The following is a 23,018-nucleotide window of genomic DNA, read 5'->3' as shown; positions in this document are numbered from 1 at the left end:
TTAAGCTGCAGATCCTGCAGCTTCTCTCTTTTGCGATTTCGCGGAAGAATATAGATAATCTTTTTCCTTATAAGCCATAAATCTTCCGAAGCCGCTTTCTTTTCCGATCTCTGGAAGAACGACCCCATTCTCTACTGCGACTTTTCCATTGATCAATACTGCACGGATCGCTTCTTCATTCCTTCGGACTAACCGAACCATTCCGCCAAATTCTGGCATTGGAGTTTCTTGGATGGTTTCCACTTTTTCGTTTAATCCATTCGGATTTAAAAGAACAATATCTGCTTGCGCGCCGACCTTCAGTTTGCCCGTGTCCAAACCGAACCAATCCGCAATTTCCCCAGTGACTCTCCAAACCGCTTTTTCCGGAGAAAGAAAAGGTTTTCCTTCCAGTTCTGCGTCTCTAACTAATTTCAAAAAACGTAATGGAAAATTATAATGTGCCATTCCCCTCAAGTGAGCACCAGCATCTGAGAATCCGATCAATACATCCGGGTGACTGACTATATATTTTAAAGGTCCTTTGCGATCGTTTCCTATCACAGTGTACCAACGAATATCATTCCCATATTCGGCACATAGATCCAAAAATGTTTCGACCACATGTTGTTTTCTTTCTTTGGCTAATTCAGAAAAAGATCTGCCGACCAGTTTTTGGTCGGGACATTCTACAATTTTGGATTCATTAAAGTCTCTGTGGAATACTCTAGGTAAAAACCAATTCGTCCATTGTCTACGGAACCATTTTCTATACCCTTTATCGAGTAGAAGTTTTCGTCTTTCCGCAAGATCCGCTAAATGGATTGCCGCAGTCCCTGCACCGAATTCTTCGAAGACTACTACATCCACTCCATCTGCATAAAGATCGAAAACGGCGGGAACTGCCTGCAAACGAACATCACCTTGCAAGATCGTATTCACAATCCGAGTAAGGAATGCTACTAACTTGTAAATAGAGCGGTTGGACCGTGGATCCATAAGCGAAATGATTGTAGTCTTTAGTTTCTTTCTGAATATACCAAGACTTTCTTTAAAGAAGAGTAAAACATTATACTTCGTAGAAACATTCGGCACTCCCTGGAAAATCCTGTCTTCTCTTCGAACAATTTTATTTAATCTACTAATTTCAGACCATTTGGCAAATGTAGAAGGAAGCGGCTTACTTCTGAAACGACTGCCATCCATTTTATCCCACGTAAGAGTATTGATAGAAAGTCCTAAGTATCCGCAATCAATCGCTTCTTGCAGAAGTTTCTCCATTTTGACCATTTCTTCTTCCGTAGGTTTTACTCCATAAGAAAGAGATCTTTCTAATCCCATAGAATAAGATCGAATAGCAGAATGTCCCAAGAAAGTAGAAACATTCGGACCCAAAGGAAGTGAATTCAAATGATCCGCATATTCTTTCATCGAATTCCAAGTTTTCTTTTTTTGTAATAGAGGAAGCACCTGCTCTCTCGGTATCGCTTCTACTCTACTGAACATATCAGCAAGATCTTCCGGTGATCCGATACAAAGACTAAGAGAACAACTTCCCATTGTAATTGTAGTCACTCCATGCATCACTGACTCTTTTAATCCTGGAGAAGCTTCCACCTCTGCATCATAATGTGTATGAAAATCTATAAATCCTGGTGTGATCCAAAGTCCTTTTGCATCGTACATCTTTTTTGCATCACCGGAAATGGATTTAGAGATCTCGACAATCTTTCCATCTGAAACTGCTACATCTCCTATAAATGATTCGTTTCCTTCTCCATCGAATATTCTTCCGTTCTTGATCAGAACATCGTACTTCATATGATTCCTCTTCTTTATTCTATATCTAAGAGCCTCGTTACGAAAGTGTATAATAATCCATAGTCAATCTTTTTCAAATTTTTGGAATATAGATGAACGATTGTTTACAAAAAAAAGAAAATGTTTTGGTAGTTCGAGGTCCACTAATGCGCATGTACCAATGCACGCCCGGAGAGAACACTATCGGACATTCATACATTTACCTATCACGCCGCAGAATAGAATGAACTCCAATTTCCCGAATAACTATTACCGAACTTTCAACCATGCTTCTTACTCGAATCCATCGCATCAAATTAGAACACGATCCACAAAAACACGTTAGTCAGGCTTGAAAATAGGAATTTTTCACCTTAAGACCTTCTTCTCCAAAAGCATCCCTAAAGGAATATTTATAATAAACCGACCGTTATGAAAAGAAATTAGTTCTATATCAAACGTTATTTTATCATCACTTTTTTCGAACGTTTTATCTTGACAGCTTTGAGTCTAGATTTATTCTTCAAAAGCTCGGTTTTGTACCGAGTGATACAGATAAAAAAGCGAACAAGTTAAAACTAAGCGAATCTCAATCTGAGAAACCATATAGACAGCAAGAGAATAGTGAAGAGGTAAACTCAAATGCGTAAATTAGGATTAGCGGTATTACTCCTATTTTTGTGTAGCGGCACGTTGTTCGCTTCAGGGGGAGGATCTTCCTCCAAACCATTAGCTGGATCGTATCCAATCGTTCTTTCCCACGGACTTTTCGGTTGGGGAACTGATTCTTCCGGCATAATTAGTATAGTTAACTATTGGGGCGGAATGGACACATATCTGCAATCCCAAGGTGCAACCGTGTATGCTCCCACTAAGACTGCAGCGCAGTCTAATGAGACTCGCGGGGTTCAATTAAAGGATAAAGTCCTTACTTATATGGCCGCAAACGGCTTTAGCAAAGTGCATATCCTTGGACACTCCCAAGGTGGATTGGATAGCCGCTATGCTATCTCCAACTTAGGACTTTCTTCCAAAGTTTCCACTTTAACCACTTTGAACACTCCTCACAGAGGATCTCCAATTGCGGATATCGTAACTACCGTTCTTCCTGATTGGATCAAACCTTTCGTTAGCGGTATCTTAGGGGTTGTAGTTCAATTAGTGTATGGCGGCGGAAACCAAGACGCTCTTGCGGCACTTGGTTCCTTGACTACCAGCGGAACTGCGGCTTTCAACACTCGCACTCCTGATGCTTCTTCCGTTAAGTATTTCTCTTACGGATCTTACATCACCATTCCTGACCTAATCCAACACCCATTGATGGGAATCATTCAACCTGCTTGTGTGGCTGGGGGATTGTTTAACGGACAAGGCGGAACCTGCGATGGACTCGTTCCTTACACTTCTTTGAAATGGGGAACTTTCAAAGGTGGACCTGATTACGGACTTCTAGTAACTGGTGTAGACCATTTACAAGCTTCTAACACCTTGAATTCCGGAAAGTTTTGGTACGATGTGGAAGGTTACTTCTTGAAAATGGCTTCCAACGCGAAATCTAATCAGTAATTTCGACGTTGCGTGTGAAAAAAGCCGGGGTTAATCTCCCGGCTTTTTTTATGCCTAAATCTAAGTGTAGAATACCGATTTTCTAGTTGGTATTTTTCTAATATTCTTCAATCTTTCCGCTTATGAGTTTTTCCACAAAATTTGCGATCTTGGGTTCCGGAAGTATAGGAACATATATCGGAGCGTACTTGGTAAAAGCAGGGTATCCTGTAGTATTTTTAGGCAGAGAAAGATTAAAACAAGAGATCCAATTATTCGGCTTAGGGATCAGCGACTATAAGGGAAATTCTTTCACTCTCGCACCGAGCCAGGTCCGTTATGCAACCGATATAAAAGAAGCCAAAGACTCGAACGTATTTTTGATCACTGTCAAAAGTAAGGATACGATAGAAGCAGGAAAATCCATCCGTTCTCTTTTTTCACCTGAAGAATTATCCAAAATTATCGTAGTAAGTTTTCAGAATGGAGTTCGAAACTCTAAGGAACTTGCCTCCGTATTACCTGAGTTAAACGATAGAAATTTACCGGGTATGGTGCCGTTCAATGTGGTTGCTAAAGGAAAAGGACAATTCCACCAAGGGACAAGCGGAGAACTTGTAGTTAAATCAAATGAATTCGGGAACAAAATCCATTCTTATCTAAGAAGAGCGGGCCTACCTTCTACCGTGCATAAAAATATGGAAGGTGTTCTTTGGGGAAAACTACTTTTCAATTTGAATAATAGCTTAAACGCACTCGCAGGCATTCCTCTCAGAGAAGAATTATCCCAAAGAACTTACAGAAAAATTTTAGCTTCCATGATCTTAGAAGGTTTAGAAATCCTTAAACTTTCCGGGATCCAGCCTGCAAGTGCCGGCAAAATGATCCCTTGGCTTGCACCGATCATTTTAGGTTTGCCGGACTTCCTATTTTTCAGAGTCGCTTCTTCCATGGTTAAAATTGACCCTGAAGCAAGATCTTCGATGTGGGAAGACCTACATCATGGAAAAACAACTGAGATTTCTTATTTGAATGGAGAAATAGTAAGTTTAGCGGATAAGGTCGGCCATAAAGCTCCGATCAATCGTAAGATCGCTTCTTTGATTTCAGAAGCGGAAAGCAGTTCCGGCAAATCTCAATACGATGCGGAAACTCTTTCCAATCTTTTAGGAATTGTGTAGGTTTAGTTCGGAAGGGTGCTATGGCGTTTTGGCGGCGAACAATCCTACGTCTTTTCTTACATGTTTTAGTTCCCATTCTTGAAGACTAATACCTTCTTCATGTGCTCTTCTGGCTCTATAAGAATTTAATAAACGATAGGTGATCGGGTAGCCGAGTAATGCCAAGGGAACTCCAAAAGCAAAACCACCTACGAACATTGGAAGTCCCATCTTATCAAATAAAAAAATTGTCCAATGATATAATCCACCGATCAGATCCATGGATTCTGATTCTTTAGAGATGGCTAATAACGTATCGAAGCTGATCTGTTGGAAAGGAATTCCGAGCAAAAGTAAAACCTGTTTGCCTATCCAATAGAATAAGGAATAAAAAAATGGAACTGTTACCGGATTCGTAATCCAGATCATAGCGATCGCAATCGGAAGATAAAAACGGATACGGAACAATCGAAGTATAAGCCAAGTTCCCAATCCCAAATACATCTGCACTCCTACGAGAGGAGTCATTGACCAAAGCAGGCCTACAGTAGTTCCTAAACAAACTTCGTGAATAGGAGCATAGGATTCTTGGAAGGGTAAAATGATTTGTTTATGGATGATACGCCAGATCGTTCTGAGTAAATTCATTGGGTCCTGTTTTATTTAGAACTGGAAAGTTTGGAATATTGTTCCCAAGATTTTGAGTATTTCTCCATTGCAGGAAATAATTCGAAGGCCTTTTTTGCCGACTCGCTTGCCGCTTGCGGATTTTTTTCGAAATCGTTTTGTAACTTTGCCAGAAGATAATAGGTTTCCGCTTTGATGATTAAATCTCTATATTCAGTTCCCAATCCCTTCTTTAAGGATTGAATAGAAGCTACCTTGTCTCGATTCAATAGATGCACAAAACCGAGTCCATAATAGGCAGAACCTTCCGGTTTTACTTGGATAGATTTATTGTACCAGTCCAGGGCTTCTTCTCTTTCATCCTGAGAGAGAGCCAAATTTCCCAGATCCGTTAGTAACATGGAACTGTATTCTTGGTTTTTGGTGGCTTGCGCAATTACTAAGGCTTGCTTATATCTAGTTTCCGCCTTTTCATAATTCTGTTTATGTTTTTCGATCTGAGCAAGACCTCTCAGGCAATCGATGGAGTTTTTATTCTCCTTTAAACAAAGTTTATATTCTTTCTCTGCGGAGGAATCTTCTTTGCGTAAATAATGGATCCATCCCCTGAGATAATGGACCTGGTCCATTTTTCCGGTGATCAAAGCCTTATCCTTTGCCTTCTGAACCGATTCTGTTAAATGACCGGAGTCCAACAGATCTCTGATTTCCAAAATAGAAGGTTCATCCTTCTCCCCGGAACAAGCAGAATAAAACGCCAATACAAGTGTAACGCTAGCTAAAATAGAATAGTTTCTCGAAAAATGAAAACGGCTCATATATGTGATTCGTATCGGTCTTTTTCATGCTCTTCCGAAGGATCAACATGGCAACAGGAATTTCCGGTTTTTAAGTAGATTTGCCAAAATACTTCTTTTTTACGAAAAACGTCGGATTGGACGTATAATTCTTCGTTTTTTTTTCCTCTAATAGTCTTTGAAGTTCCCTGATAGACTTTAGGGACGCTTCTTTCGTATTTACGGAATCCAAGCCAAAAGTTGAAGGTCAAACATTCTAGAGTTAGGTTTGGAAATTATTATTTTCCAAAATTCTCTCGAATACTCTTGTTAGTCGGAGAAAGATTGACGAGAAAATATAATCCGATGGAGGATGGTCCCAACCTTCCTGCTCAATGCACACGGCAAAATATTTATTCTTTTTATTAGGACCCATCGGCTTCCTCATTTTCCTTCTGTCTCTCACCCCCTGGCATAAGGAAGAAAACTTACGCGCTTACAAAGGTGTAATCGACCTCAGAGGTATCCAAAGTGCGAGCTCCGGCCCGGTAGATCTATCCGGAGAATGGGAATTTTTCTGGAGTCAAGAGCCTGGGAAAATTCTAGAATCCTTTCACGGGAATATGACGGTCCCAGGCTCTTGGAACAGAGAGACCGAATTACATCCATCTTATGAAAGATTAGGTTATGCCACCTATAGACTCAAAGTTCTTTTGCCTGATGTTTGGGTGGGGAAGGTTCTCACACTAGGCTTAGGCACTGTTTGGAGTTCCTACAGATTATACTTGGATGGAGAGTTTCAAGGAGAATCTGGAGATCCGTCCACTTCTCCTCAAACTAGTGTTGCAAGAGTGCAACCTAGATCTTTTTCATTCGTTCCTAGTTCCAGTCAGATAGAAATCGCACTTTTTGTTACGAATAATTTCGCAAGACAAGGAGGGATCAGCTCTCCTGTTAAATTAGGTCCATCCGAAGTGATGTGGTCCACAAGAACAAGGGCCATCTTCACTGATATTTTTGCATTCTCCAGTTTAGTGATCATGGGGCTCTATCATATCTCTCTGTATTTATATTTAAGATCCAGCAAGGCTCCTTTGTATTTTGGATTTATGAGTATGGCAATAGGTATGAGAACTCTTGTTACGAACACAAGACTTCTCATGGAATTTTTTCCTTCTATCAACCAAAACGGAATACAGATAATAGAACAAATTTCCATGATGTGTGCTACCGGATTATATCTGCTCTTCTTCTATGAAACTTTCACTGTTTACGCATCCAAACTGTACATAAAGATTTCCTTAGTAATTATCTCTCTGTTCATCCTGATGACTCTACTCGGTTCTCTGGAATTCAATAGTAGTAAGGTTGTCTATTTCCATTTGTTTATCGGGATCACGATCGGATACGTGATCTATGTGATCTTTGGTATAGACTTTGATAAGGAGAATAACTCTTCTTATATCTTATACGGTTCGGGAATACTCTTCTTAGGAGTAGCAATTGATCTATTCTATACTTATATCTTAAAAGTTTCCTCTCTTCAAGTTTCTCATATTGCGCTCGTACTCTTTGTATTCCTGCAGTCTTTGGTGATTGCTTCGGATCGTTCTTCCAAGTATAAAGAAGCAAAACTTCTCACAGAAGATCTTCAAACTATGAACTTGGAACTTTTTGAAATGAAAGAAAAGTTGGTTCAAAAGGTAGAAGATAGGACGAGAACCCTAAACGATACTCTGCAACAGATCAATAGAGAGCTAGAGATCGCCCAGAATGTACAAAGAAAAATCCTCACTCCTCCAGAAAGAGAGATCAAAGGAATACGTTTCGACTATGTCTATAAACCTCTGGAAAAAGTAGGCGGAGACTTCTTAGATATTTCAGAAATCAATCCTGGCCAAGTAAGGGTACTTTTAGCCGATGCAGTAGGACATGGAGTACAGGCGAGCCTTATGACCATGGCTCTAAAAACGGAATATGAAGAATTAAAAAAACTGCCCTGCCCTACTCATGTATTAAAAGAATTGAATGGAAGATTTTTAAGAAAGTTCGATACATTAGAAAGTATCTTCCCTTGTTTTGTAGCTGATATCTATTTAGAAAAAAAAGAAGTACTCTACGCTTCTGCGGGACATCCGGACCAGGTATTACTTTCTCCTGACGGTAATTTCGAACTACTTCATAAAACAGGCCCTATATTAGGTCTGTTCGATGATTTAGAAATTGAATTTTCTACCTATAAGTTCCCATTAGGAAGCCGTTTATTACTTTTCTCTGATGGACTTATAGAAAACAGAAGAAAGGAAAATAGATGGAGCACTGTGGAGACCATTGCATCCAGAGCAGGTACACTTTCCAGCGTAAGCCTCCAAAAACTATTAGAAGAATTAGTAGTAATGGAAGAACGATCCAGAGGAGACGAACAAAGATACGATGATATCACGATCATCGCGATCGAATCCAGAGAAACTCCCGAATATCCTGCGTAGGTATAAAAAAAGCCCCCGAAACCGGAGGCTTTCTTAATTAAAGAAATAAAAAAATTAGCAGATAACTACTAATTCTCCGGAAGCTTTTACTTCTCCAGATTCATCGGAAGCTTCTACAGCAACTGTTAGAATTTTCTCTCCGTTTTCTTCTTTCTTACGTTTGATCTTTCCGGAACAAGTTAGTTTTTGTCCAGGCTTGGTCATAGCTTTGAAAGTGACCCCGAATTCTTTGATCTGTTTTTGATCCGCCCAAGAAGTGCAAAGTCTTCCAATCTGAGCCATTACAAACATACCATGAGCAATAGTTCCGTCTAATCCGGTCTTACGAGCGAAATCAGGATCGTTATGGATCGGGTTGAAGTCACCGCTCGCTCCCGCATAACGTACCAGATGCGCATGTGTAATAGTATCCACTTTTAAAGGAGGGAGTTCTTGTCCTACTTCGTACTTGTCGAATTCAATCTTACTCATCTTAATCCTCCTATTATTGTTCCGGTTTACGGATGAAAATGGACATCTCTGCTTCTATTACAGTTTCACCTTTCGCATTACGAATGGTTGTGCGGAAAGTCATAGTATCCATCTTACCCACGGTTACGTTAACACATTCTCCCTGAGAAGAAACTCTACCAGGATAAAGAGTTTTAACATAATTATATTTTTCTTTTAGATGTAGGATCCTGGAAGTGTCAACCCCCATGTTCTCCATATCTTTCCATATTTTAGGATATCCCCAAAACTGGATCACTGTGGGAAATGTAGGAGGAGCTGGAATGTCCTCGTATCCCGCTTTTTTTGCCGCTTCTAGATCGAAGTATATCGGATTGCTTTCGCCGATCGCTAGACAGAACTCTTTTATCTTTCCTCTCTCTACGTCGAATTCGTAGGAGTCGAGTTTTGTGCCGATCAGGTCTTTTGAAATGCCTTTTTCTGCCATAATCCTTTTCCTTTGGATTGGTTTAAAAACCTTCGAAGGATCGAAGATCGTTTCTACGGCCCTATTTTTTAGACACCGATCCCACAGGTCCATTGAATTTTTATTAACGAACGTTCTGTTCGCTCAAACAACCGCCGACTGAATGGTGTTCATCCGGATGATAGTCGCTTCGCTCCTGAAGCCCGCGTGGCGGACTATAAGTGTTGTAAGCGGACCCCTCAAGTAAAATTCTGTCCTTGTTCTTATGATTTCTTTTGGTTCCAAACTTTCTAGGCTAATGATCCCTATCCTGCTTTGTTATCTTTTACAGGATTGTAGGCAAATTTTTCCCGGATCGTTTTCAAAAGAAGAAGAGACCATAATTCCTGTTTGGGACGGACTTCGTTCTTTAAAAAAATCCGGAAGTGTATGCAAAGGAAATTCAGAAGAAGCCATTAAAAAGATCTCTTATCATTATAAAAAAAATCCATCCCGTTATTCGGAACTTCCCCTTCATGAAAAATGGAGAAACACTCAACTTACTATCTTAAAAGATAAACAAACTCTTCTAAACGAATCCAGAGATAGTTTACTTTTATTCCAAAACGGTGGTTGCGATATTTCTTCTGAGTTTATTATTCCTGGAGCAAAACTTTACGATCTACAAAATGTCGTTTTGGATTTTTCCACCACTGCCCTTTCTACTTCAGGGGAGAATATTCTGAGTTCAGGAAAATTGATCGTGAAGTTAGGAGATTCGATCGTATTCTCCGACGAACTTCAAAGCCAAGGAAGAGAATGGATCGATCATAAGATCAAGATCCCGGAATCCCTTTCCAAATCATTGGAAGAAAATCCTTCTACCACTTGGAATTTTGAATGGATCCCTAAAAATCAAAACGATCTTTTATTTGTAGGGCAGCCTACATTATATGCGTCTGTAGCGGATCCAAAACTTTGGGGACCTAAAGAAAATGTAATATTGATCGTAGTAGATGCTCTTCGTCCGGATCGTTTGGGATTCGGAGGTTCTCCGATTCCCACTAGTCCTAATTTGGACGAACTTGCTTCCGATTCTATCGTTTTTGAGAATGCTTTCTCTAACGGAAATTGGACTAAACCGAGTATGATCTCCTTTTTTACTTCGAAGATCGCATCTGAATTAGGTCTGGGAAACGCTTGGTTTTATTCCAGTAACCTTCATAGGAAAATATTCTATTCCAAAAAACCGGAAACACTTCCGAATCATCTAAGATCCAAAGGTTACATAACTGCAAGTCTTATGAATAATGTCTTTCTCCTGGATTATACAGGAGTGGGAGTAGATTTAGGGTTTCATAAACTATTTCAACCTGGAAAAGACAAAGACGACACCGAACTAATACTTGCAGAATCTATAAAGTTCTTAAATGAGAATAAAAACAGAAGGTTCTTTCTCCACATAAATATCAATACTCCGCATTATCCTTATCTGCCGGAAAGAAAGTATATGGATATTTTGGCAAAGAAGACCGATCCAAAGATCTGGAATAGTTATGATCCTTATGTAAGAAAATACATGGCGGAGATCTTATATACAGACGAAGTCATAGGATTAATTTTAGAAGAAGCTAAAAAGACAGGAGCCTTCGATAAATCCTGGATTGCAGTAGTGGCTGACCATGGAGAATTACAATCCATGGAGCATTATTATCATCACCATTTCGTGGCGGAAAATCTGCATGCCCACGGAGAAACTCATTACGACGAAGAGATCAAAGTTCCTTGGATCATTCATCCTCCTGCATCGGCAAAATCAAATATTGAAAAAAGAATTTTCTCCGAACAAGTTTCCTTACTTTCTCTTTTCCCAACTTTAGTCGGCGCATTAGGATTACCTTGTGATCCGAATTCTTGCGATGGAAACGATTACTCTAAAGCAATATATGGAGAAGAAGGTCCTCAATCCGAAGAATTTGTATATACTGAAGGAAGATTTTCAGAGTCCATCCGAACCAAAGAATATAAACTGATTCGTAGATATCCAGGTTATGATTTTGTAAGAAGAACCAAGGAGGGAGAACCTCATAAAATGTCCGAGGAATTTTATTCCTTGGTTTCCGATCCTGGAGAATTACAAAATCTATCTTCTACAAATTCAACACTTCTGACAAAAGCTAGACAGGATCTCGACTCTCACAGCTTAAAGAAAAATGTTTATAAACTCAGATTACCCGCCTGCGAAAAAGAATGCACTCGTAAGATCGAGATAGGTATCCAAGCTGGAATTTATAAAATACATTCGGATACTCCATTTACCGAAAATAGATTAGAAACAAAATCGGCATCTCTCACAGTCAAACAAGCGGCAGGAAAAGAAAGTATCCTCTCCTTCTACACTGTAGAACCTATTTTTGGATTTCGTTTATCCATTTCTAAGGATGGAAAACCGGAAGATTATAAATCCGGAAAATGGGGAATTCTATCGGAAGCGAGTTCTAAAATTTACAGAGATTCTCCTGAATCTGTGGTTTCTACAAAACTTCCTTACGAATTCAAAACTTCTAAACTACCTTATTTTTATAACGATGCTGGACTTTCCGGAAATTCAGAATCTTCTGAACAAGCTGCGTTAGGAAAAGAAGTAAGAAAGGTCTTGGAAAGCTGGGGTTATATTCACGAATAGAATTCGTTTTACGCCAAAGTTTCTCTACCTCTTTTTACCAAAACTCCTTGCTTTTTCCATACCCTTCGTTATGTTATCCGCTTGCTAATCCAAACAGAAATAGGTGAAAAGAATGAAAGTTATATCTTGTCTTATTCTAATATTCGGTTTTATCTCTTGTGGAAGTAATCCTGTTAAACGCTGCCAAGACAGAAGAAAAGTAATGAGAGATGCAGTTTGCCAAGCAGTTGCTGCTCATGACCCCGGAACAGAATCCTATAATAGCATCCTTCTTTCCTGCTTAATGGAAAATAATCATTTTAACGAATGTGACAGTGAAAGTTATTTTTAATTAGTAACTTTTTACATAAGAGCAAAAGCCGAAGACTATTCTAAAACGATGGTAATATCCACTCTTCGGTTTTTAGCCCTACCTGATTCTGTAGAATTTTCAGTTACAGGTTGAGTTTTTCCATAACCTCGATAAGACATTCTAGTTTCTTCTATTCCATGAGAATCTCTTAACTCTTGCAGAACTGATAATGCTCTGTCTTGCGAAAGTTTGAGATTATATTCTTGGCTGCCTTTGTCGTCAGTATGCCCGCCAATCCGAATTTCTCTATCCGGATATTTTTTCAAAACGTCTGCGATCCTTTCCAAAACCTTTTTGGCTTCCGGCTTTAATTCGGACTTATTATAATCGAAAAGAAGATTATCCAAAGAAAGTACAACACCCTCATTCGATTTTCTGATCTCAACAGGTGCGCGATCCGCGACTTCTTCTTCCGGATTTCCTTCCCATTCAGGCCATTCTAATCCATTCCCTTTTTTACCGGTCGGTTTCTTTTTAGGATAAGCAGTTCCTTCTGGAAAAGGCCCGAGGATCCTTTTGACTTCTTCGGCAATTTTGTCCTTATCGTTTTCCGTAACAGAGTTTTGTTTAGAATAAACTCCGTGGATCTCGAAAGACATTTCTTGCGCGATCCCATTCGGAAAAACGAATGTATAAGCAAGCTGAACATACTTATATTGAGGAACGCCTTGCTCGGAATCAAAGAAAACTTTTCCTTTTGCAAAACCGTAAATTTTGTAGGGAATATTCTGAGCAATCGGATCCGATTCCTTCATTAAATTATAATTATATTCGATCAGATCTGCGTTCCCTTTTTTACCTGCATATTCCCAGTTTCCCTTTCCTTGATAAACATATTTTGCTTGGACTGGGATCTCTATTCTCGCAGTAGGAAATTGAAAACTTTCAGAAGCAGGTTTGGTCCATTCTTCTCCAACTCCAACTTCTTTGGAGGAGAAACTAGGCAATGACCTTAGGTTGGGCATACTATATTCAGGAGGGACGGTATATTGACCTGTTTCAGAAATATGAAATTTACTCTTAAAGGTTTTGTCTTTGTAAAAAGCGGGATCTAATTCAGGAAATTTAATATATGTATCGAATATTGCTGAAAAATCGCAGCCTTCCTTTTTACAAGAAGTCGCTTTTAACAAAATGCGATTTTTATCTTCTCTATTGATAACTCTGAGGCCCTGTCTGGCCTTTACTCTATGATATTCGTTTAATTCCAGGTCATCTCCGGATTTCATTTTCCATCGGAACAGTATTTGAGTTTCGGAAAATATATAAGAGGGTATTAAGAAGAATAGAAAAAGGAACCCTCGAAATGCCATACTAATAGTTTCGAAAAAATTCCCCAAAAACTTAGAAAGGAATCTTAAAAAACGGGTCTATTTCCGAGATATTTAGCCTAAAACGACCCAAGTTTCTTCCCTGAAAAGGGATCTGCAGGCACCTATTCTAACCGTAAGAACTTGACAAGTAGGCGATAAAAATTCATCCAATTAGTTCGTGGTTCCTCATTTCCATGAGATCGTATTCTTCGGAGTTTTGTTTTGTATGCTCCTTTCTGTGGCATGCCTACTCCGACCGGAAAAGAACGCAGGTTTAAGGATCTTATCTTTATTATCTTTTTGTGTTTCTATCCAATTCTTATATGTTTATTTTCTTTTGAAGGGGATTTATTTCGAACCTTCGTTTTTAAACCATCTTCATATCCCATTCGCCTGGTTTTTAGGACCAGGAATGTATAGTTTGTATTCTGTTACGGTTCGAGAGGAGAAATTCACAGCCTTCGAAAGGGGTTTTTATCTTCCTGGAATACTTCTACTTATCTTATTTCCAATTCTGTATTTAGTTTTACCTCAAATCTTTTGGAACCGTCCTGTGGATTATTTCGAAAAAGGTTCCACAAGTTGGTCCGATATCCTACTGTTAGGTGCTTATTCTGCGAATTTAGTATTTTATTCTTCTATTGTTTGGCAGACGAGAGCTGCGTTCCGGTTGGAGAGACTGAAGAAAGATGCAGGAGCAAGGATACTCCTCTTCGTTGTGATCGGAAGCGGGAGTGTAACTTCTATCCTTGTTATTTCTTATTTAATTAGAGATATTAATTTATTATTCATTTCTGTACTAAGCACTGTCATTTACGCAGTTGCAGGTTATCTAGCACAAATTTATGCTCCGGAAGTTTTCAGCGAGATGGGACCTTCGATGAGAGATGCATACCGTAATTCCAGATTAGAAGGTGTAGACACAACCGATCTGGAAAATCGTCTGGAAAGTTTGATGACAAAAGAAAAAATCTATCTACAAGAAGATCTTTCTCTTTCTATACTATCGAATCAGTTAGACATCAAACCATATCAACTTTCAGAATTTCTAAATCAGAGAAAGGGAACTAACTTCGCGAAGTTCGTAAACGGTTTCCGTGTAGCGGAAGCAGTTCGTATCTTAAAAAAAGAAGAAGGAGCCAATATTCTTTCAGTAGCTTACAGATCCGGTTTCAATTCCAAGGCAACTTTTAATCTTGCATTCAAATCTATACAAGGTGTTTCTCCTAGAGAGTATCTTCGAAAATCTAAAGTCTTTTAATTGAACGAACGTTTTCTTCCAAATTTGTTTAAATAAAAAATTAAGACCTTTTAATTTGTCCAAGATTCGAATCCAAGACGACCCTTACTGATAACTGTCTTATACTCCATCTCCATAAATTAGCTAAAAAGTCAAAGACTGAAAAAGCGTATGGAGAATAGTGATGAGAAAAATATACCGAACGTTAGTTATGCGATTTTGCATACTAATGCTGATCTTAGGAGGATCTTTTTACTCTTGTAAAAGTGATTCTTCTCAAAATGCGGAAGCTGCCGCCCTCTTAGCTTCCTTAGATCCAAGCCTGGCTCAAGCTGCAGGAAACAAAGGTGTTTCCGAGTTAGAAGATTCAAGTGGTGAGATCCAAAACGCATTCGCGCAAGAGAGCGACGGAAGTTTCACTTTCGACAATACTATTAAGGTAACTGCAAACGACGGAGTTGTGTTAGAAGCGAGCCTTTTCACACCTTCTCTACCTTCCCCTACCGGAAAATACCCAACTGTAATTTTTGTGAACAGCTGGGCATTGAACAAATACGAGTATCTGGTTCCTGCTGCGAAACTCGCTAAAAAGGGATATATCGTTCTCTCTTATAGCACAAGAGGTTTCGGAGCTTCCGGAGGACTCATTGATACTGCCGGTCCAAAAGACAGAGCAGATTTGAGCAAAATTATCGATTGGTTGCTTGCGAACACTCAAACCGATTCTGCAAACATCGGTATTTCAGGTATCTCTTATGGTGCTGGAATTTCTTTAGCGGGCGTGAGCACTGAACCTAGAATTAAAACTGCGGTTGCAATGAGCGGATGGGGAAATCTCAAACGTTCTCTTTATGGCAACGATACTCCTAGATTAATCTGGGGATTATTGCTTGTTGCTTCCAGTTATATAACAGGAAGACCTGATCCGATCATCGCACAGAATTTCGGAAAACTTCTACAACATACGGATATCGATGCTGTAACTACATGGGCAGCAGATCGTTCTCCGGAAACTTTTGTAGGACAATTGAATGCTTCTTCAGGTAAGTCTGTAATGATCTCGAATAACTTCGAGGACTTCTTATTTAACCCGAATGCGGTTTTGGATTATTTTGCAAAAATCCAAATTCCGAAAAAACTTTTAATGAACGAAGGAATCCATGCTTCCGCAGAAATCGGTGGCATCCTAGGTTTTTCCGGCACTGTTTGGGATAACGCATACGATTGGTTCGATTATTGGTTGAAAGGGATCAATAACGGGATCATGGACAAACCTCAAGTTACTTTCCAAAAACGTTTTGCTGGCCCTCGCGTAACTCTTCCTTCTTGGCCTTCTCCGACTGTTTCCGATAAAACTTTTTATCTGAAACCAAGAGGCTTGTTCACTAACGGAGAATTATCTACGAGCCAAAATACTACCGTTACGAATACAGGAATTCTTTCCGGAGCAGACACTGTAGCGAGTACTGGATTTCCTTTACTTTCGGATATTCTTGCTGCTCATGCTGAAATTCCTGTAACTACCAATTTAGGTTTGGTAAGCAGAGTGAACGGTATTGTTTATCAATCTTCTACCTTAAGTTCTACAGTGAAGATCAGAGGTAAAATGTTCTGGAACGGAAGGATCTCTTCTAGTTTAGGAAAGGCTAACGTGAACGTTTACTTCTACGATGTAGATAAATACGGCACCGCTACTTTGATCACTCATGGGACCGGAACTATTTTCGACGCAGGATGGTATGAAACAAAAGATATGTCTATCGATCTAAATGCGGTAGCTTATGATGTTCCTGCGGGAAATAAGATCGCGATTGCAATCGACACTTTCGATTCACAATACTCGGTGCCTACTGTGCTGATTTATGGTTTGGATGTGAAACACTCCAAAACCCCACAATCCACTTTAGTGATCCAATCGGAGAATTAATTTCGGATTCCATTCCCCTTTTTTAACGGCGGGCTTGCCCGCCTTTTTTATGCCTCTCTTTCTTTTCTCCACTGGATATAGTCAGGCAATTCTACTAGTTCTATAAATCCTTCTTCCTCAGGGTCGTCAGGAAGCATTCCAATCTCATAATATCCGATTTCTTTGGTGTACGTATCTTCACCGAGAAGAGCTTCCAATAATAAGCCGACTGCTTTTTTGAGATGAGGATTAGATTCTACATTCGGAAAATCAGGGAAACAGATCCGAACTCCAAAACTTTTAGGAAGACTTGTGTTTTCTAAAGGTAGAAACCAGATCTCTTCTGAATCTAATTCCAAACCTTCGTGAAATATGACCGTGCCTTTTTCCTGGTATTGGTCTACGGAAAATACATCCCAGCCTGAAATTTCAGGAGCGAGGTCTACAAATCTTTCCGCCTCTGCGTAGAGATCCTCGTCTCCAGCAGTGACGACTGTGAATTCGTGAGGGCTCTCGTCTCCCCCGCCGATCTCGAAAAAAAACTCGGAATTCACTTCCTGGAGTCGATCCATTAGATCGTCCAATAGCCGATCTCTTTCTTTATCATCCAGGTCATCTAGTTTAGTGTAATACCGGCTGTTTTGGGAAAACCAGGTCCAAAACTTTTCCGCTTTTTCTACCATTCATCCGCCTCAGTCACGAATCTATCGGAATTTCCAACCAAGAGACTCGATAAAAATATCCGAATGTATGAAAAGAATGTTTAAAGGGAAAGAATTATTTTCCGATTTCCGAATCTATCCAATCCAAATACTTTTGGTTCGCCTCTTTGATTTCCCAGGAAACAATACAAGGGACAGTGTAACTATGTAGCTCTGAAATTCTTGCTACGACTTTTTCCGCCTCGGAATCTTTAGTTTTTAACAAAAGAACCGTTTCCTGATTATGCTCTAATCTTCCATGCCATCTATAAATAGATTTCATACCGGGGATCAAATTGGCACAGGCAACAAGTCTTTCATTCACTAAAGTTTCTGCAATTTCTAAAGCCTCGGCCTCATTCTTCGTAGTGACGTAAAAAGTTCGATAGCTCATCACATATTGATACTACCAGAATTGAATTGTTTCAAGAATGATTCTCCGAATTCACAAAACGAAAGCCCTAAAGTTGAGGTAAAATCCTGGACAAAGTCCCCCTCTGAATTAAGAAATTCGCAATGGCTTCCAAAAAATCGCCGAATCTTATCTTTAAAAAATCGTATGACGCATTGGCTTTGAATTCCGCATTTTTCGGTTTTTACGCACACTCCGGCTTCTCTCTTGGACTAAAAGAGATCGGTTTTAAACCGGCAGCAATCGCAGGTTCTAGCTCAGGAGCCTTGATAGGTTCCTTAGTTTCAGCAGGAATTCCTCCGGAAGAGATCACAAGATTTATACTTACTTTGCAAAAAAGCGATTTCTGGGATGGAAATTTTTTCAGCCAGTTCCTGAAACCGTTTAGAAAAGGACTTAAAAATTATTCAGGCATCCTTTCCGGAAAAAAGATCAGGGACTTACTAGAAGCTTACTTGGGAGGTAAGGATATTTCCGAGATGCCTATCAAGATGGGGATCGCTGTTTCTAATCTTACCAAAGGTATCAGAGAATTAAAGACCGAAGGGAATATCATCGATATGATCATGGCATCCATGACATTCCCCATTCTTTTCGAAATTCCAAACCTAAAGGGAGAGGAATTTTTAGATGGAGGTGTTGCAGACGCAGAACCTATCAAAGAATTTATCTTGGATCCAAGCATCAAAAGAATCGTAGTCCATGATATTGAAAACCGAAAACCTGTTTCTGATAAAATTCTAATGAGAGCATTCGATTCCTGCGTGAGTGTGATCGCTAGCGAAACAAAAGATCTTAAAGAACTATTGGCTAAGAAGTACGGAAAAAAAATTATTAGAGTAGTGACCAATACTCCTTATCTTCATCCGAATAAAATGGAAAACGGAAGATTGGCTCTAGAGTTAGGAAGAAGGTCCGCTCATTTTATGAAATCCCAAATATTGGGAGCCTAAATGTTATAGCAGATAAAAAATCCGTAATTACGCACAGTCGATCAAAAAGTGCAGAAGGACCTAACTAGGAAAAAATAGCTGACAATGAGGGAAGGATCTTATGAATAAGAAACGGGAGTCCTTGGACTCCTATCGTCGCTTCACTCTTATATCCGGTGCGGCTCAAACCTTGCCGGATCCTTTTTTGAAGACCGACTAATACAGAGTTCTTCTTTAGCTATATTGAAATAAAAAAGGGCCTCCTTTACGGGAGGCCCTTTTTGTCGCTGCACTCTTATATCCAGTGCCGACGTCAATAAACCCATATGGGATTATTTTTTTGCGTCAGCCTTGTGTGCTTCTTTTTTTGTCTCAGTTTTGTGGTCAGCCTTATGTGCTTCTTTCTTTGCTTCCTCTTTTTTAGGAGCTTCTTTTTTCTCTTCCGCGCTTAGCGCGAAAGCTACAACGAGAGAAAGAGTCGTAAGCGCTAATACTAGTTTTTTCATGGAACATCCTTTTAATTGTTTTTAGCCCCGGTAAAAATCCCAAGGCCAAGGTAAAAGATAATCCGAAAAAGTACAGACCGCCCACAATCAAAATTCAAAAGTTCATATAAAATTTCGCTAATTTAGCCTCCTTCTTTTTTTATGAAACATATTTAAAAGAAGGATTTGAAACCTGCAATCTGGAACTAAATGAAAACCCATTTGGGTCTTAGTGGAAGAGAGTTTATCTCTCATTATATCCGTTTATGAAATTTATTTCCAAAAGAGAATCCAAAAACCGATGCCGTCTTTTCGGCATTTAAACGATTTCTGGATTCTTCTCATCTCTTCTAATCTAATCGTACGTTCTTGACTCGGTACCCTTCCGCTTAGAACCTGTTCCTCAGGGTTCATACATCGCGTCTCCCGCTGATTACCCTCATTCCAATTAAGGTTATAGTTATAATGGATTTCGCTCTTTCAGACGATCAAAAAGCGCTCAGAGGTCTTGCCAGAGATTTTGCAAAAAATGAGATCCGCCCAAAAGCGGAACATCATGATAAAACGGGAGAATACCCTCTTCAGATCTTGAAAAAGGCCTGGGAAATCGGCTTAATGAATATCCATATTCCGGAAAAATATAACGGAGCCGGAATGACCGAGTTAGATGATACAATCATCGGAGAGGAATTATTCTGGGGTTGTTCCGCAATGGCGACCGCTATCCTTGCAAACAACTTGGCATTAGCACCGGTTTTGATCGGAGCAAGCGACGAAGTCCTAAAAAAATGGGTTCAGCCTATGACTGAACAATTCCAACTCTGCGCTTATGCAGTTACCGAGCCTGGTGCAGGTTCTGACGTTGCAGGTATCCGCACCACTGCAAGAAAAGTTGGAGATGAGTATATCATCAACGGATCTAAGATGTGGATCACTAACGCAGGTTATGCGGATTGGTTTTTCGTTCTTACTAAAACCGATCCTGCTGCGGGCCACAAAGGTATCACAGGTTTTATAGTTAGTTCCAAAACTCCAGGTGTGGTCGTTGGCAAAAAAGAATTGAACATGGGACAAAAATGTTCCGACACCAGAGGGATCACTTTCGAAGAAGTGAAAGTCCACAAAAGCCAAATGATCGGCAAAGAAGGCGAAGGATTTAAGATCGCGATGGGAGCATTCGATCATACTCGTCCGGGTGTCGCAATCGGAGCTGTTGGAGTCGCAAGAGCCGCCATGGAGCATGCATTAGAATATGCTAAAACTAGAACTGCATTCGGCAAACCTATCGTAGAGAACCAAGCAATCTCTTTTATGATCGCGGAGATGGCGAGAGATATAGAAGCAGGAAGACTTCTTTGTCACCAAGCTGCCTGGTTGATCGATAACGGTTTCAGAAATACATACCAAGCTTCTATTGCTAAAGCATTCTGCGCAGATGCTTGTATGAGAATTACGACTGACGCAGTACAAGTATTAGGCGGTTACGGTTTCAACTCCGAATACCCGGTTGAAAAACTGATGAGAGACGCTAAAATTTTCCAAATTTACGAAGGAACTTCTCAAATCCAAAGATTGATCATTTCTCGTTACCTGACAGAAGGTAAAGGAATAGAAGGACCGAACCTCTGAAGGAATTTTCCTTAACATACGAAGAATTCCTGGAGAAAACAAAATCCGGGAATTTAATCCCGGTTTTCAAACAAGTCTTCTTGGATTTGGAAACCCCGGTGTCTCTTTTTGCAAAATGGGGAGGTACCGAGGCCAAACATTCTTTTCTTCTAGAATCGGTAGAAGGCGGAGAGAATGTTGGTAGGAATTCCTTCTTAGGAAAAGATCCTTACAGATTGCTCTACGGTAAGAACGGTCTATTCTATGTTTCTAAAAGAAAAGAACCTGAAACAGAGATCATAACTTATGATCCGTTGTTCCTATTGGAATATTCCATGGGAGACGACAAATATGTTCCGGATCATCGACTTCCAGCTTTCCAAGGAGGAGCAGTAGGCTTTCTTTCTTTTGGTGCTGTCCGTTATTATGAGAATATTCCGGATACAAAGCCGGAAGATGAACCTGCTCCAGACGCATATTTCGCGTTATACGACGAAGTGCTTGTAGTAGATCATGTAGACCGCCTCTTAAGGATTGTTGTAAATGCACGTCTTTCTGAATACGAAGATCCTAAAGCTTGTTATGAAGCTACATTAGAAAGAATTGATGCGATTGAAAAAGAGATCAGAGAAGGAGAACTTCCCGGTTGGGTGAAGCATCCTTTAGAGACCAAAGAGAAGTTGGAATATATCCCTAATATTCCTGACGAAGATTATAAGAAAGCAGTCCAGAAAGCGAAGGAATATATTTACGCTGGAGATATCTTCCAAGTAGTTCCTTCTAGAAAGTTGGAATTCCGACCAGGTGTTCCTCCTTTCCAAGTATATCGCGGATTAAGAACGGTAAATCCAAGTCCTTATATGTATTTCCTAAAATTGGATGATATTTCCTTGGTGGGATCTTCTCCAGAGATCATGGTAAAATGTAAGGATAGAAAAACTTATTTAAGACCGATTGCAGGAACTAGACCAAGAGGAGCGAATCCGGAAGCGGATAAACTTTTGGAAGAAAATCTTCTAGCGGATCCCAAAGAGATCGCTGAACATATAATGCTCGTGGACCTAGGAAGAAACGACTTAGGTAGAGTCTGCGAAGCAGGAAGTGTTCGAGTAGAAGATTTTAAAATTATAGAAAAATATTCCCACGTTATGCATATCGTAAGCCAGTGTTCCGGAATTTTGGAAGAAGGAAAATCTGTTTACGATCTTCTTCGTGCAACTCTTCCAGCAGGAACAGTTTCAGGCGCACCGAAGATCCGAGCTATGGAAATCATAGACGAATTAGAAAGGACCAGAAGAGGAATTTATTCGGGAGCCTTAGGTTATATTTCCTACCAAGGAGATACTGACATGGCAATTGTGATCCGCACTATCTCTTTTTACGGAGAGAAGGCATTTGTCCAAGCAGGTGGTGGAGTTGTTTATGATTCTTCTCCAGAAGGCGAATTAGAAGAGACCAAAAACAAAATGGCCGCATTACTCCGAGCGGTAGACTTTGCAAGAAACGGATTGAAAGGAGAATGGAACAGATGATCCTTCTCGTAGATAATTACGATTCTTTTACATACAATCTGTATCAGTATTTTTCTCAGATCGGCAATAAAGTAGAAGTTTTTCGAAACGATAAGATTGATCTGAGCGAGATCAAAAAATTGGCTCCAAAAGGGATCGTATTAAGTCCAGGTCCAGGACGTCCTGAAGATTCAGGAGTTTGTATCGATATTTTAAAGGAACTAGCAGGACAATTACCGATCTTAGGTGTATGTTTAGGTCACCAAGCAATTGGTTTAGTTCATGGTGGAAAGATCGTAAACGCTCCAAATATCATGCACGGTAAAGTAAGCTTGATAGAACATGATGGTAAGGATATTTATAAGTCCTTGCCTTCTCCTTTTTTAGCTACCAGATATCATTCTCTTGTGATCCAACCTGAAAGTCTTCCTGACGTTTTAGAAATTTCCTCTAAGACGGAAGACGGCATTATCATGGGAGTACGACATAAAACAAAACCTCATTTATACGGAGTTCAATTCCATCCGGAATCTATCATGACCCAAGACGGATTGGAACTGGTGAGAAACTTTTCTCGAATCGTTTCAGAAGCATAAACCAA

At 39.8% G+C, this 23,018-nt stretch carries 20 protein-coding genes; 11 read left to right on the top strand and 9 right to left on the bottom strand.

What is annotated here, in order from left to right:
- On the bottom strand, positions 1-1,800 hold the full coding sequence (locus CH352_RS01150; protein WP_100706544.1) for an N-acyl-D-amino-acid deacylase family protein: 1,800 nt from the start codon (positions 1,798-1,800) through the stop codon (positions 1-3).
- A 621-nt stretch (positions 1,801-2,421) separates the two neighbouring features.
- On the opposite strand from CH352_RS01150, the gene CH352_RS01145 reads away from it, so the two are divergent.
- A complete protein-coding gene (locus CH352_RS01145; RefSeq protein ID WP_008591357.1) occupies positions 2,422-3,345 on the top strand; it encodes an esterase/lipase family protein in 924 nt (307 codons plus the stop codon).
- A 122-nt stretch (positions 3,346-3,467) separates the two neighbouring features.
- Entirely contained in the window at positions 3,468-4,505 is a 1,038-nt protein-coding gene (locus tag CH352_RS01140; RefSeq protein WP_100706545.1) for a 2-dehydropantoate 2-reductase, read from the top strand.
- Positions 4,506-4,523: 18 nt separating this feature from the next.
- Here the strand turns inward: CH352_RS01140 and CH352_RS01135 are convergent, their stop codons facing one another.
- On the bottom strand, positions 4,524-5,132 hold the full coding sequence (locus CH352_RS01135) for a DUF2062 domain-containing protein (RefSeq protein WP_100706546.1): 609 nt from the start codon (positions 5,130-5,132) through the stop codon (positions 4,524-4,526).
- A gap of 11 nt (positions 5,133-5,143) precedes the next feature.
- Positions 5,144-5,929 (bottom strand): tetratricopeptide repeat protein, encoded by a 786-nt coding sequence (locus CH352_RS01130; protein ID WP_100706547.1) that lies wholly within the window; start codon positions 5,927-5,929, stop codon positions 5,144-5,146.
- 353 nt (positions 5,930-6,282) lie between these two features.
- Between CH352_RS01130 and CH352_RS01120 the strand changes: the two genes are divergently transcribed.
- Positions 6,283-8,376 (top strand): SpoIIE family protein phosphatase, encoded by a 2,094-nt coding sequence (locus tag CH352_RS01120; protein WP_100706549.1) that lies wholly within the window; start codon positions 6,283-6,285, stop codon positions 8,374-8,376.
- A 54-nt stretch (positions 8,377-8,430) separates the two neighbouring features.
- Here CH352_RS01120 and CH352_RS01115 read toward each other — a convergent pair whose 3' ends face one another.
- Together CH352_RS01115 and CH352_RS01110 are read right to left on the bottom strand one after the other, a co-directional pair.
- The gene (locus CH352_RS01115; protein WP_100706550.1) at positions 8,431-8,847 is read right to left on the bottom strand and encodes a MaoC family dehydratase; all 417 of its coding nucleotides are present in this window, start codon (positions 8,845-8,847) and stop codon (positions 8,431-8,433) included.
- A gap of 13 nt (positions 8,848-8,860) precedes the next feature.
- The gene (locus CH352_RS01110; protein ID WP_100706551.1) at positions 8,861-9,313 is read right to left on the bottom strand and encodes an FAS1-like dehydratase domain-containing protein; all 453 of its coding nucleotides are present in this window, start codon (positions 9,311-9,313) and stop codon (positions 8,861-8,863) included.
- A gap of 244 nt (positions 9,314-9,557) precedes the next feature.
- Between CH352_RS01110 and CH352_RS01105 the strand changes: the two genes are divergently transcribed.
- Both CH352_RS01105 and CH352_RS01100 read left to right on the top strand, forming a co-directional pair.
- The gene (locus tag CH352_RS01105; protein ID WP_100706552.1) at positions 9,558-11,957 is read left to right on the top strand and encodes a sulfatase family protein; all 2,400 of its coding nucleotides are present in this window, start codon (positions 9,558-9,560) and stop codon (positions 11,955-11,957) included.
- A 112-nt stretch (positions 11,958-12,069) separates the two neighbouring features.
- Positions 12,070-12,288 carry a hypothetical protein gene (locus CH352_RS01100; protein ID WP_100706553.1) on the top strand — a complete coding sequence of 73 codons (219 nt, stop codon included), beginning with the start codon at positions 12,070-12,072 and terminating at the stop codon, positions 12,286-12,288.
- A 35-nt stretch (positions 12,289-12,323) separates the two neighbouring features.
- Here CH352_RS01100 and CH352_RS01095 read toward each other — a convergent pair whose 3' ends face one another.
- Positions 12,324-13,622, bottom strand: coding sequence for an OmpA family protein (locus CH352_RS01095; protein WP_100706608.1), 1,299 nt, complete (start codon positions 13,620-13,622; stop codon positions 12,324-12,326).
- Positions 13,623-13,848: 226 nt separating this feature from the next.
- On the opposite strand from CH352_RS01095, the gene CH352_RS01090 reads away from it, so the two are divergent.
- Positions 13,849-14,883 carry a helix-turn-helix domain-containing protein gene (locus CH352_RS01090; RefSeq protein WP_100706554.1) on the top strand — a complete coding sequence of 345 codons (1,035 nt, stop codon included), beginning with the start codon at positions 13,849-13,851 and terminating at the stop codon, positions 14,881-14,883.
- A 208-nt stretch (positions 14,884-15,091) separates the two neighbouring features.
- Positions 15,092-16,789 carry an alpha/beta fold hydrolase gene (locus tag CH352_RS01085; protein ID WP_100706555.1) on the top strand — a complete coding sequence of 566 codons (1,698 nt, stop codon included), beginning with the start codon at positions 15,092-15,094 and terminating at the stop codon, positions 16,787-16,789.
- Positions 16,790-16,836: 47 nt separating this feature from the next.
- Here CH352_RS01085 and CH352_RS01080 read toward each other — a convergent pair whose 3' ends face one another.
- On the bottom strand, positions 16,837-17,451 hold the full coding sequence (locus tag CH352_RS01080) for a hypothetical protein (RefSeq protein ID WP_100706556.1): 615 nt from the start codon (positions 17,449-17,451) through the stop codon (positions 16,837-16,839).
- A gap of 94 nt (positions 17,452-17,545) precedes the next feature.
- On the bottom strand, positions 17,546-17,863 hold the full coding sequence (cutA, locus tag CH352_RS01075) for a divalent-cation tolerance protein CutA (protein WP_100706557.1): 318 nt from the start codon (positions 17,861-17,863) through the stop codon (positions 17,546-17,548).
- 122 nt (positions 17,864-17,985) lie between these two features.
- Here cutA and CH352_RS01070 point away from each other — a divergent pair, with 122 nt between their 5' ends.
- Positions 17,986-18,834, top strand: a complete 849-nt coding sequence (locus CH352_RS01070) for a patatin-like phospholipase family protein (RefSeq protein WP_100706558.1) — start codon at positions 17,986-17,988, stop codon at positions 18,832-18,834.
- A gap of 311 nt (positions 18,835-19,145) precedes the next feature.
- On the opposite strand, the gene CH352_RS18970 is transcribed toward CH352_RS01070, so the two are convergent.
- Positions 19,146-19,319, bottom strand: coding sequence for a hypothetical protein (locus tag CH352_RS18970; RefSeq protein WP_165780169.1), 174 nt, complete (start codon positions 19,317-19,319; stop codon positions 19,146-19,148).
- Between the two features lie 444 nt (positions 19,320-19,763).
- Between CH352_RS18970 and CH352_RS01065 the strand changes: the two genes are divergently transcribed.
- From CH352_RS01065 to CH352_RS01055, 3 genes are all read left to right on the top strand, one after another.
- Positions 19,764-20,927: an acyl-CoA dehydrogenase family protein gene (locus CH352_RS01065; RefSeq protein WP_100706559.1), complete on the top strand. Its 1,164-nt coding sequence runs from the start codon at positions 19,764-19,766 to the stop codon at positions 20,925-20,927.
- Positions 20,928-21,013: 86 nt separating this feature from the next.
- Complete coding sequence (trpE, locus tag CH352_RS01060; RefSeq protein ID WP_165780170.1) at positions 21,014-22,438, top strand: anthranilate synthase component I; 1,425 nt, start codon at positions 21,014-21,016, stop codon at positions 22,436-22,438.
- Positions 22,435-23,013 (top strand): anthranilate synthase component II, encoded by a 579-nt coding sequence (locus CH352_RS01055; protein ID WP_100706609.1) that lies wholly within the window; start codon positions 22,435-22,437, stop codon positions 23,011-23,013. Before trpE ends, CH352_RS01055 begins: the two co-directional genes overlap by 4 nt.
- The last annotated feature ends 5 nt before the right edge of the window (positions 23,014-23,018 follow it).

The organism is Leptospira hartskeerlii (genome assembly GCF_002811475.1).
Lineage (GTDB): Bacteria > Spirochaetota > Leptospiria > Leptospirales > Leptospiraceae > Leptospira_B > Leptospira_B hartskeerlii.
The sequence above is the reverse complement of the archived record's forward strand: the minus strand, read 5'-3'. Positions and strand labels throughout refer to the sequence as shown.